This window comes from Burkholderia sp. PU8-34, from assembly GCF_053427725.1.
Genome location: NZ_JBSAXC010000013.1, coordinates 1 through 11594 on the forward strand (window position 1 = coordinate 1; position 11594 = coordinate 11594).

At 68.1% G+C, this 11594-nt stretch carries 11 protein-coding genes; 1 reads left to right on the top strand and 10 read right to left on the bottom strand.

Features of this window, described 5'->3' with window-relative positions; genetic code table 11:
* Positions 1-144: 144 nt before the first annotated feature.
* From ACV22Z_RS25805 to phnS, 7 genes are read right to left on the bottom strand one after another with little or no spacing between them, the layout of a single operon-like run.
* Complete coding sequence (locus ACV22Z_RS25805) at positions 145-696, bottom strand: phosphonate degradation HD-domain oxygenase (protein ID WP_448079108.1); 552 nt, start codon at positions 694-696, stop codon at positions 145-147.
* Positions 697-700: 4 nt separating this feature from the next.
* Complete coding sequence (gene phnY / locus ACV22Z_RS25810) at positions 701-2155, bottom strand: phosphonoacetaldehyde dehydrogenase (RefSeq protein ID WP_448079109.1); 1455 nt, start codon at positions 2153-2155, stop codon at positions 701-703.
* Complete coding sequence (gene phnA, locus ACV22Z_RS25815; RefSeq protein ID WP_448079110.1) at positions 2152-3459, bottom strand: phosphonoacetate hydrolase; 1308 nt, start codon at positions 3457-3459, stop codon at positions 2152-2154. Before phnA ends, phnY begins: the two co-directional genes overlap by 4 nt.
* Positions 3456-4316 (bottom strand): 2-aminoethylphosphonate ABC transport system, membrane component PhnV, encoded by an 861-nt coding sequence (gene phnV, locus ACV22Z_RS25820; protein ID WP_448079111.1) that lies wholly within the window; start codon positions 4314-4316, stop codon positions 3456-3458. The genes phnA and phnV overlap by 4 nt, the downstream gene beginning before the upstream one ends.
* Entirely contained in the window at positions 4306-5229 is a 924-nt protein-coding gene (locus tag ACV22Z_RS25825; RefSeq protein ID WP_448079263.1) for a 2-aminoethylphosphonate ABC transporter permease subunit, read from the bottom strand. The genes phnV and ACV22Z_RS25825 overlap by 11 nt, the downstream gene beginning before the upstream one ends.
* On the bottom strand, positions 5207-6310 hold the full coding sequence (gene phnT / locus ACV22Z_RS25830) for a 2-aminoethylphosphonate ABC transport system ATP-binding subunit PhnT (protein WP_448079112.1): 1104 nt from the start codon (positions 6308-6310) through the stop codon (positions 5207-5209). Before phnT ends, ACV22Z_RS25825 begins: the two co-directional genes overlap by 23 nt.
* A gap of 28 nt (positions 6311-6338) precedes the next feature.
* Positions 6339-7430 (bottom strand): 2-aminoethylphosphonate ABC transporter substrate-binding protein, encoded by a 1092-nt coding sequence (gene phnS / locus ACV22Z_RS25835; RefSeq protein WP_448079113.1) that lies wholly within the window; start codon positions 7428-7430, stop codon positions 6339-6341.
* Positions 7431-7686: 256 nt separating this feature from the next.
* On the opposite strand from phnS, the gene ACV22Z_RS25840 reads away from it, so the two are divergent.
* Positions 7687-8802 (top strand): 2-aminoethylphosphonate--pyruvate transaminase, encoded by a 1116-nt coding sequence (locus ACV22Z_RS25840; RefSeq protein WP_448079114.1) that lies wholly within the window; start codon positions 7687-7689, stop codon positions 8800-8802.
* An 89-nt stretch (positions 8803-8891) separates the two neighbouring features.
* Here ACV22Z_RS25840 and ACV22Z_RS25845 read toward each other — a convergent pair whose 3' ends face one another.
* From ACV22Z_RS25845 to aroQ, 3 genes are read right to left on the bottom strand one after another with little or no spacing between them, the layout of a single operon-like run.
* Positions 8892-10232: an MFS transporter gene (locus ACV22Z_RS25845; protein WP_448079115.1), complete on the bottom strand. Its 1341-nt coding sequence runs from the start codon at positions 10230-10232 to the stop codon at positions 8892-8894.
* A 46-nt stretch (positions 10233-10278) separates the two neighbouring features.
* The gene (locus ACV22Z_RS25850) at positions 10279-11133 is read right to left on the bottom strand and encodes a shikimate dehydrogenase (RefSeq protein WP_448079116.1); all 855 of its coding nucleotides are present in this window, start codon (positions 11131-11133) and stop codon (positions 10279-10281) included.
* Positions 11130-11585: a type II 3-dehydroquinate dehydratase gene (gene aroQ, locus ACV22Z_RS25855; RefSeq protein ID WP_448079117.1), complete on the bottom strand. Its 456-nt coding sequence runs from the start codon at positions 11583-11585 to the stop codon at positions 11130-11132. Before aroQ ends, ACV22Z_RS25850 begins: the two co-directional genes overlap by 4 nt.
* Between the last annotated feature and the right edge of the window lie 9 nt (positions 11586-11594).

An 11594-nucleotide genomic window follows, 5' to 3' on the forward strand; every position in this document is an offset into this window, starting at 1 on the left:
CCCTCTCCGCCCCGGCGTTGCCGTCAGCGCGAAAGAGGCGTGATTCTAGGCAGCTCCCGCGCCGAGCGCAAGGGGTTTCTCGAAAAAAATTCACGGCCACGCACGCGGCAGCGTGCGGGGCCGTGAATAGAGGCTGCCGAGCCGTCAGGCAGCGCGCACCTGGCGCGAGATGATCTCTATATAGTGATCGAGATCCGGCGTCGGCTTTCCTTCCACCTTCGCGGTATCGTCCCAGCGGCGCAGCCGCAGCGCATCCTCCGCGAACGGGCGCTGCAGGAACGCCGCAGCCTCCTCATCGCTGAAAATCCCGCCCTGCAGCGCCAGGCTGCGCACCGAGTCCGGCGACAGGCTCTCGAAGTACCCGGCGTCCGTGCGGCACAGGCAACGCTTCGCGTCGACGTGCAGGCGGATCGGCTCCAGCACCGCATCGGAGAACAGCGGCCGCAGGAACGGCAGCGCGTAATACTGGTGCAGATCGTCGATGCCGCGTGCGCTCGGCGTCTCGCCCTGGGGATTCAGCAGATGCCCGAGGTCGTGCAGGAACGCCGCCGCGACCAGCGCTTCGCCGGCCCCCGCCTCCTCCGCCAGCAACCCGCTCTGCAGCGCGTGCTCGAGCTGCGTGACGGGCTCGCCGCTGTAGGCCACGTGGCCATGCTCACGATACAGCCCGCGAATCTCTTCCACCGTCAGTGCCATTCCGTCACTCCCATGGCAGCGAGAAGGTCTTCAGGTTCGTGAAGCTCTTCATCGCCTCCTGAACGCCTTCCTTGTAACCGAGCCCCGAATCCTTGATCCCGCCGAACGGCGTCAGCTCGATCCGGTATCCGGGCACTTCCCACACGTTCACGGTGCCGACGTTCAGTTCGTTGACGAACCGCACGACCGCAGCGGTGCTGTCCGTACAGACGCCCGACGACAGCCCGAACGCCGTCCCGTTGCTGATCCGGATCGCATCGTCGATCGTGTCGAATGCGATCACGGGCGATACGGGGCCGAACGTCTCTTCGCGCACGACCGTCATCGACGGATCGACGTTGTCGAGCACGGTCGGCGCATACAGCGCGCCACGCCGCACGTTGCCGGTCAGCAGGCGCGCGCCCTGCGCGACCGCTTCCCCGACCCGCGCCTCGAACAGCCGCGCCGCCGCTTCGTCGATCACCGTGCCCATTTCGTTCGCGGGATCGAACGGGTCGCCGTACTTCCATGCGCGCGTCTTTTCGACGAGCAACTCGGTGAACGCGGGCGCGATCGAGCGCTGGACCAGGATCCGCTTGACGGCCGTGCAGCGCTGCCCCGAGTTCCGGTACGAGCCGAGCGCCGCCAGCGAAGCCGCACGTTCGAGATCGGCATCGTCGAGCACGATCAGCGGATCGTTGCCGCCCAGTTCCAGCACGATGCGCCGGTAGCCGGCTTTCGCGGCAATCGCCTTGCCGATCGCGACGCCGCCCGTAAACGTGATCAGCGACGCATGCGGGTGCGTGACGAGTTCGTCCGCGATCTCGCGCGGATCGCCGGTCAGCACCTGCAGCATCGGCTCCGGCAGCCCGGCTTCGTACAGCAGGTCCGCCAGATAGAACGCGGACAGCGGCACCTTCTCCGACGGCTTCACGATCACGCGGTTGTTGGTCGCGATCGCCGGTGCGACCTTGTGCGCGACCTGGTTCATCGGATGATTGAACGGCGTGATCGCGACGATCACCCCGTCGAGCGGCTGGCGCTGCGAGAACACGCGCCGCGCCTTGCCGTGAGGCGTCAGGTCGCACGAGAAGCTCTGCGCGTCGTCGCGCAACGCCTCGATCGACGCGAACTTCAGCACGTCCGCCACGCGGCCGATCTCGTAGCGCGAATCCTGTTTCGACAGCCCCGACTCGAGCGTGATCAGGTCGGAGGCCTCCTCGGTGCGCTCACGCAGCAGCGCGGCCGCACGTTCGAGGATCTGCGAGCGCTCGTAGCGCGTGAGCGTCGGCCGGTAGGCCATCGCGTAGTCGAACGCGGCGCGCACGTCGTCGACGCTCGCGAGCGGCGCCGTGCCGACGCGCGCGCCCGTATAAGGATCGTCGATGTCGAAGCTGCGCTCGCGCGTCGCGCGGGTACCGCACCAGCGCAGCGCCTCGGCGCGAAACGATGGGTGGTCCAGTCGGGGATGAGCCATCATGTCGCGATCCGGTTCAGCACGAAATCGAAAACGTCGTAGTTGCGCGGGCGACGCGCGGGGTCGGCCGGCTCGATACGACGGTTGAACAGCAGCGGCACTTCCTGCTCCGACACGCCGCCGTGCGAACGCAGCGGCACGGTCAGGCCCGACAGGTCGTGCTCGCGCTCGCGCGTGCCGAGCGTCATGTCGCGGCGGCCGATCACGACGAGATCGCCGATCCGGTCGGCCGGCAGTTCGAAGCGCGCGGCGGCTTCCGCGTTGTCGAGCACGAGTTCGACGCCGTCGAGGCCGCCGATACGCCACATCGCGTCCGTCCGGTCGACACCCGGCGCCAGGTAGACGGTTGCGAACGAGCCGAGCGCTCCGTGGTGCACGACGTACGGATCGGTAATCGGCAGGATCACGCGGGCCGCCTGCGCGCCGAACCAGCCGTCGATCGCATCCTGCAGATAGATGACGTTCGGCCGCCCCGTCGCCGGATCGTGTTTCGCGTTCATCCCGTGATCGGCAGTCAGCCCGATCACCCAGCCGAGCGCATCGAGCTGCGCGAGATAGCGGTCCATCATCGCGTAGAACGCATTCGCGCCGTCGCTGCCGGGCGCGCACTTGTGCTGCACATAGTCGGTCGTCGACAGATACATCAGGTCGACCTGGCGCGTCTGCGCGAGCCGCACGCCCGCCGCGAACACGAATTCCGACAGCGCCGCGCTGTAGACGTCCGGCGACGGCATGCCGACCCAGTCGAGCACGTCGACGATCCCGTTTTCCGCGAGATTCGCCTGCGCGGCCTTCTCCGCCGAGAAGCAGATCCCGCGCATCCGCCAGCCGAGCAGGCGGCGCAGCTTGTCCTTCGCCGTCACGACCGCCACGCGCGCGCCCGCGTCGGACGCCGCCGCGAGCAGCGTGTCGGCGCGCAGGTACGCGGGATCGTTCATCATCACTTCGGCGCCGCGGCCGCCGTTCGCGTCCGGATCCCAGAAGTAGTTGCCGCAGATCCCGTGCACCGACGGCGGTGCACCGCAGACGATCGACAGGTTGTTCGGGTTGGTGAACGTCGGCACGACGCAATCGGCGCGCCACGCGGTGCCTTCGGCAATCATCCGTCCGATGAACGGCGCGACGCCGGCTTCCACGGCCCGTTCGAGATAGTCGTATTCGCAGCCGTCGACGCATACGACGACGGTCGGTTCGGTCGGCAGCCGGTAGCGGCGGCCGTTGACGTCGACGAACTTGCCCGCCAGGTCCGGCGCCGCGCCGGCCGGCGCCGGCTCGCCGGGCGGCCGCATTGCAAACGCGGCGTTCATGGCGTCACCCGCTTGCCGCGCGGCACGCGCGCGGCGATCAGCAGCAGCGCCGCGAGCGACGCGCCGAGCATCAGCAGCGACAGCGCCGACGCCGGCAGGTAATAGCCGCGCTCCACCTGGCCGATCACGACGATCGGCACGGTCGCGAAGCCGGGCGGATACACCGTCAGCGTCGCGCCGAGTTCGCCGAGCGACAGCGCGAAGCCGAGCGCGAGGCTCGCGCGCAGCGCCGGCACGAGCTGCGGCACCAGCACGCGGCGCAGCACCATCGCCGGCGGTGCACCGAGGCTGGCCGCGGCTTCGCGTAGCACCGTCAGTTCCGGGCGCAATGCCGCCGCTGCGCAGCGATAGCAGAACGGCAGGATCAGCGCGAGCTGCACGAGCACGACGATCGCCGCCGAGCTCGACAGATCGACAGGCTTCTGGTGATACGCGATCAGCACCGCAAGCCCGAGCACGACGCTCGGCACGCCATTGGGCACCATCACGAGCGCGTCGACGACCGCGCCGATCCCGCGCCGGTCGCGCCCTTCGAGCGCCAGTGCGAGCCACAGGCCGAGGATCGTGCCGATCACGGCGACGCCGAAGCCGATCTCGAGGCTCGTCACGAGCGCGCCGTATTCCTGCGAACCGAGCTGTCCGAACCAGCGCAGGCTGTAGCCGGCCGGCAGTACGGTGCCCGACCAGCGGGTCGACACACTCGACAGCGCGACGACGACCACCGGCAGCACGAACAGCCAGAAGCATGCGAATGCGGCGAGCGCCAGCGCGACACGCGACGCGTGCTTGAGCAGCGTATCGGTCCAGCCGATCTCATGACGGGGCACCGCGGGCCCGATCCGGTATTCAACGGACATCGTTCGTCCCTCCCATCGCACGCCGGTTCACCCGGCGATAGACCGCATACAGCGCCAGCGACAGCGCGAGCATCGCGACCGCGCCGGCCGATGCGGTCGGCAGGTCGAGATCGACGGTCGCGCTGCTGTAGATCGCGACCGGCAGCGTGACGAGCTTCGCGCTGCCGAGCACCAGCAGGATCCCGAATTCGTTCAGCGTCAGCAGGAAGCACAGCACGGTGCCGGCTGCGATTCCCGGCCACGCGATCGGCAGCACGACGCGCCGCGCGAGCATTCCGCCGGACGCGCCGAGGCTGCGCGCCGCTTCGATCAGCCGCAGGTCGAGCGTCGCGAACGACGCAAGCGTCGGCCGCACGACGAACGGCGTATAGAACACGGTCTGCGCGAGGATCACGCCGCCGAAGCCGAACAGGAAGTCGAGCGGCGGCTGATCGAGATGGAACACCTGCTGCAGCGCGATGCTGACCGAGCCTTGCGAGCCGTACAGGAAGATCAGCGTGAACGCTACCAGAAACGACGGGAACGCGACGTACAGCTCCAGGAAGCGCGTGACGAGCGACGCGCCCGGGAACGGCTTGAAGAACAGCAGCGCCGCCAGCAGCACGCCGAGCACCGATGCGGTGCCGGCGCTCGCGAACAGTACGCCGAGCGTCGTCAGCAGCACGCTGCGCGTGTCGGGGTTGCCGAAGAAGTTCCGGTACGCGGCGAAGCTCAGCCCGTGATCGCCGGTCAGGCTCAGCAGCACGAGCTGCACGAGCGGATAGACGACGAGCGGGCCGAGCACGACGACCGCGAGCAGGATCAGGTGCAAGTCGCCCGCGCGCTTGCGGCGCCGTGCGGCGGCGGCATGCGCGGCGGCCGATGCGAGCGCGCGCGGCGACAGCGCGGCGTCAGGGCTCGATAAGGACGACATCATCTGCCTCGCAATGCAGGGAAACGCGCGCGCCGCGCTCGGGCGCCGTGCCACGGCCGCGTTGCATCGTCACGCGCACCGGCTCGTCGGGCGCCGCGTCGATCACGACCGCGATCGACAGCTCCGCGCCTTGCCATTCGACCGACGAAACCGTGCCGTGCAGCCCGCCCGCGGCGAGCGGCCTGACGGTCAGCTGCTCGGGCCGCACGCACGCGACCTTGTCGCGCACTTCATAGCGCGGATCGCCGAGCGGGAAGATCACGCGCGGCGGCAGCAGGTTCGCCGGGCCCAGGTAGCGCGCGACATAGCCGTTGCTCGGCGTGTCGTAAAGCTGCTGCGGCGTGCCGAGCTGCGCGACGTGGCCGTCGCGCATCAGCAGCGCGCGATCGGACAGCACCAGCGCGTCGTCGCGATCGTGCGTCACGCAGACGACGGTCAGGTTCGGCAGCCGCTCGTGCAGCGCCTTCAGTTCGCTGCGCACCGACGCACGCAGGTTCGCGTCGAGCGCGGACAGCGGCTCGTCGAGCAGCAGCACGTCGGGCTCGATCACGAGCGCGCGCGCGAGCGCGACGCGCTGCTGCATCCCGCCCGACAGTTGTGCCGGCAGGTGGTGGCCGGCGTCGCCGAGCTGGACGAGCTTCAGCGCGTCGGCGACGCGGCGCGTCACCTCGGCCGAGGCCATCCGCCGCGCGCGCAGGCCGAATGCGACGTTCTCGAACACCGACAGGTGCGGGAACAGCGCGTAGTTCTGGAACAGGAGACCGAGATTGCGCTTGTGCGGCGGCGCATAGGTCAGGTCACGCCCGGCAACGGTCAGCGTGCCGGTCAGGCCGTCGGCCTTCACGAACCCGGCGATGAAGCGCAGCAGCGTGGTCTTGCCGCAGCCGCTCTTGCCGAGCACGGTCAAAAATTCGCCGGCGCCGATCGACAGCGTCAGATCGTCCAGCACCGTACGTGCGCCGTAGCGCACGCTCAGGTGCTCGATCTGCACGCCGCCCGGCGCGCCGGACCGCTGCGTCGCATGCGGTCCGGCGGCGCCGAATGCGCCGGGATGGGTCATGGCGGTATCCACCGGTTTCATCCTTTCAATTGCAAGCGGCGTGCGCCGATCACTTCGGCTTGACGACGTCGAGCTGCTTGCCCGAGCTGCCGATCACGTCCTTCTTCCAGCGCTCGATCCACACCGGCTTCTTCGCCATCACCTGGGTCCAGTCGACCGGGATCAGCTTGACACCCGCGATCGCCTTCTTGACCGCTTCGCCGTTCTTGCCCGTCAGCGGCACGTCGGTGCGGCCCGGAATGCCGAACATGTCCGGCACCTTCGACTGCACGTCCGTCGACATCAGGTAGTCGATCAGCTTCTTGCCCACTTCCTGGTTCGGGCCGCTCTTGATCAGGCCGATGCCGTACGGGAGCTGGAACGTCGTCGGCTGGTCGCCGTCCTTCGCCGCGAGGAAGATCGGCTTGACGGACAGCGCGCCGTGTTCGGCGTCGTCGAGATCCATCTGCAGGTCGCCGTTCGCGACGCTGATCTCGTTACGCGACAGCAGCACGTTCAGGTAGCCCGTGCCCTTCGTGTGGAACTTCACGCTCTGCGACAGCTTCGCGAGGTAGTCGAACGCCTTGTCCTCGCCCATCAGCGAGGTCGTCAGGATCAGCACGGCCATCCCGTCGCCGGCCGTGGCCGGGTTCGAGTACGCGACCTTGCCCGCATAGTTCGGCGACAGCAGGTCGGCGAACGTCTTCGGCTGCTGCTTGACGACTTCCGGGTTGATCGCGAACGAGAAATAGTTGTTCACGAACGTCGCCCACGTGCCGTCTTCCGCCTTCGCAATCGCCGGCACGTTCTTGTAGTTGACGCTCTGGTACGGCTGCAGCAGGCCCATCTGGCCGGCTTGCTGGATGAACGGCGGCAGCGTGACGATCACGTCGGCCTTCGGCGAATTCTTCTCGACGTTCGCGCGGTTGACCACTTCGCCGCTGCCCGCCGTGACGATGTTGACCTTGACGCCTTCCTTCTTCTCGAACGCCGGCAGCACGTCGCGGTAGAGGTTCTCGAGACCGTCCGCCGTATACAGCACGACCGCGTTCGCCGCGTGCGCAGGCAGCGCGGCGCCTTGCAGCAGACCGGCGGCACAGGCGGCCAGCGCGAGCTTGCGGAACGCGCCGGCACCGGCGCGCGAGGAATTCTGCAGTGTCATCTCACTTCTCCGTAGACGGAACACCAAACGGCCGGGGCACGCCGGCTCCTGTTATGCGGGCGAACCGCCAGCCGGCCCGCCTCGTTGCCGCCCGACCGATCCGGTTCCGCGCGGCAACCGAAGGATCACAGCGTTCGATGACAACCCCGTGACGAATGCCACAATTTCCACAAAATGACACATTCTGCCAATATCATACACATCAATCCGGAGACGTCGACCTGCGTCCCGCCCTATTCCTGTTGGAGAAAACCCGATGTCCGCCCCCGATCCGATCCTGCTCACCCCCGGCCCGCTGACCACCTCCGCGGCGACTCGCCATGCCATGCAACACGACTGGGGATCGTGGGATGCCGCGTTCAATCGTCTGACCGAAAGCGTCTGCGCCGATCTCGTCGGGATCGCGCGCGGCGGCAATGAATACGTCTGCGTGCCGATGCAGGGTAGCGGCACATTCGCGGTCGAAGCCGCGCTCGGCACGCTGGTGCCGCGCGACGGTGTCGTGCTCGTGCCGGACAACGGCGCATATTGCACGCGCATCCTGAAGATCCTCGGCCGGCTCGGCATTGACGCGGTCGCGCTGCCGTTCGGCGAAGACGCAGCCGTCGATCCCGCCGCGATCGAGGCGGCCTTCGCGCGCGACGCGCGCATCACACACGTCGCGCTCGTGCATCTCGAGACGAGCGCCGGGATCCTGAATCCGCTCGACGAGATCGCCGCACTGTGCAGCCGGCACGGCAAGCGGCTGATCGTCGACGCGATGAGCTCGTTCGGCGCGTTGCCGATCACGCTCGACGGCAGCGGCATCGACGCGCTGATTTCCGCGAGCGGCAAATGCCTCGAAGGCGTGCCGGGAATGGGGTTCGTGATCGCGCGACGCGATGCGCTCGAAGCCAGCGAAGGCCGCTCGCCGTCGCTCGCGCTCGACCTGTACGACCAGTACGCGTACCTGCGCAAGACCGGTCAGTGGCGCTTCACGCCGCCGACGCACGTGGTTGCCGCGCTGCGCGCCGCACTCGACCAGTTCCTCGCCGAAGGCGGCCAGCCCGCGCGCGGCGCGCGATACGTGGCGAACTGCCGGACGCTGATCGACTCGATGCGCGCGCTCGGCTTCGCGCCGTTCCTCGATGAGCGCGTGCAGGCACCCGTGATCGTGACCTTCCACGCGCCGGCCGACCCTGCGTACGATTTCCGGCGCTTCTACGACGCGGTGCGCGACGCCGGCTTCATCCTGTACCCCGGCAAGCTCACGCAGCTCGAGACGTTCCGGGTCGGATGCATCGGCGCAATCGATGCCGACGACGTCCGCCGTGCGGTCACCGCGATCGCGCACGCGGTCGAGTCGCTCGGCATTTCGCTGCGCCGCGCGTAAACGAGAAAAACCCGGCGAAACGGACCGGCGAAAAAAAGCCCGGCGGTTCGATCCGCCGGGCCCAACTCACTGCACCTGCAGGGAATGCGTTACAGCTCGATCCGCTTGATGTCGCCGACGACGAAGATGTAAGACGCCGCGCCGATCAGCGCGATCACGCCGATGAACACCAGCGCGCCGACGAACGAACCTGTCGTCGCGACAATGAAGCCGACGACGAGCGGCGTGATGATCCCGGCAAGGTTTGCCGCGAAGTTGAAGATGCCGCCCGTCACGCCGAGCAGGCCGTCCGGCGCAATGTCCGACACGAGCGTCCAGCCGAGCGCGGCCATCCCCTGCGCGAAGAATGCCACCGACATGATCGCGATCACCGCCTCGTTGCTCTTCACGTAGTTCGCGAGAATGATCGTCGACGCGAGCAGCAGGCCGGCGATGATCGGCAGCTTGCGCGCGAGGTTCGCGGACTTGCCGCGGCGCAGCAGCCAGTCGGAGAAGATCCCGCCGAACATCACGCCGACCGACGCGGCGATGAACGGCATCACCGCGAAGAAGCCGATCTTCAGCCAGCCCATGTGGCGCTCGGTGGCGAGATAGGTCGGGAACCAGGTCAGGAAGAACACGAGCGTCGAGTTGCCGGCGAACTGGCCGAGGCAGATGCCCGCGAGCTGGCGCTTCTTCAGCAGCCGGCCGGCCATGCTCCAGCTGAATTTCGCCTGCTCGGGCCGGTCGTTCTTCTTCGCGCCGTGCGCGAGGCCGCCGCCCGCTTCGATGTACTCGATCTCTTCCTTGTTCGCACCCGGATGATTGTGCGGCTCGTGGTAGAGCTTCCACCAGACGAGACCGAACACGATGCCGACGACGCCGACGACCCAGAACAGCGAACGCCAGCCGAACGCGCCCATCAGCGCGAACAGCACGGGGCTGAAGAACGCGAGGCCGACGTACTCGCCGACCGTGTAGGTGCCGGTCGCCATCGCGCGCTCGTTTTGCGGGAACCACGTCGCGACCACGCGGCTGTTGGTCGGGAAGCACGGCGCTTCCGCGATGCCGAGGCCGAGGCGGCACGCGAGCAGCGATGCGACGCCGGGCACGAAGCCCTGCAGCAGCGTGCACAGCGACCACAGCGTCATCGACCAGTAATAGGTGATCTTGCTGCCGAGGCGGTCGAGGAACAGGCCGCCGGGCACCTGCATCGCGACGTACGTCCACGAGAACGCGGAGAACATGATGCCCATCACCGCCGCGTTGATGCCGAGCTCCTTCGTGAGCTGAGGCGCAGCCACCCCCAGCACCGTGCGGTCGAGATAGTTGATCATCGTGCCGATTGCGAGCAGCGCGAGGATCTTGTAGCGCGCCGACGTGCGCCGGACCGCGCCGGCCGCCTGCGCCGGCCGGGCCGGCACGGTGTTCGTGTGGGTGGTGTGCTGCATGTCGTCTCCTGGTCTCGTCTTTCTCTGACGCTGAATCTGTCGAGGGTCAGCGCGCAACGAGCGATTGAAAGTGGTCGAACATCCGCTCGGCGTCGGGCGTGCGTCCGGTGAAGATCTCGAACGCGTCGACGGCCTGGTAGACAGCCATCCCGCCGCCCGGCAGCGTCGCGCAGCCTGCCGCGCGCGCCGCCCGGATCAGCTCGGTTTCGAGCGGGAAGTACACGATGTCGGCGACCCACATCCCCGGATGCAGCAGCGCCGCCGGCAGCGGCAGGCCCGGGTGCTTGACCATGCCGGTCGGCGTCGCGTGGATCAGGCCCGTCGCCGCACGCACCGTCGCCGCGAGGTCATCGCCCTGCGTGACCTTTGCGGCCGGGAAGCGCTGCTGCAGCTCGTCGGCGAGCGCGCGGGCGCGCGTTGCGTCGACGTCGAAAATCGCCAGTTCAGCCGCACCCATCTGCAGCGCCGCATGCGCGACGGCAGCGCCCGCGCCACCCGCGCCGAGCTGGACGACGCGTTCGAGCGACACGCCCGGCAGCCCGCGCCGGAACGACTTCGCGAACCCCGACCAGTCGGTGTTGTGGCCGATCCGCTTGCCGTCCTTGAACAGCACGGTGTTGACCGCGCCGAGCGCGCGCGCGTCGTCGGACAGCGCGTCGAGGTGCTCGATCACGCGCTGCTTGCACGGATGCGTGATGTTCAGGCCGTTGAAGCCCATCTGCTGGGCGGCTGCGAGCAGCTGCGGCAGCGCGTCGGCGGTCAGGCCCAGCACGTCGAGGTCGATGCGCCGGTACACGTAGCCGAATCCCTGCCGGAATCCCTCTTCTTCATGCATCGCGGGCGACAGCGAACCGCCGATGCCCTGGCCGATCAGACCGATCAGGAAGGTCGGGCGGCTCATCGCTTGGCGCCTTGCGAAAGAATCGTGGCCATGCGCTGCAGCGCGAACACGTAGCCTTCGGTGCCGCATCCGCAGATCACCGCCTCGGCGACCGCCGAAACGTATGAGTGGTGGCGGAACGGCTCGCGGCGATGTACGTTGGAGATATGGACTTCGATCACCGGCTTCGCGATTGCGGACAGCGCGTCGGCCAGCGCGACCGACGTGTGCGTGTACGCGGCCGGGTTGATCACGATGCCGTCCGTATCGTGGCGCGCCGCGTGCAGCCAGTCGATCAGCTCGTGCTCGGCGTTCGACTGGCGAAAGTCGACCTCCAGTCCAAGCCCGTCCGCCGCCACGCGGCAGCGCTCCGCCACGTCGGCGAGCGTCTCCGCACCGTAGATCTGGGGCTCGCGCGTCCCCAGCAGATTCAGGTTCGGGCCGTTCAGTACCAGTACCTTGCGCTTGCTCATGTCAGTTGC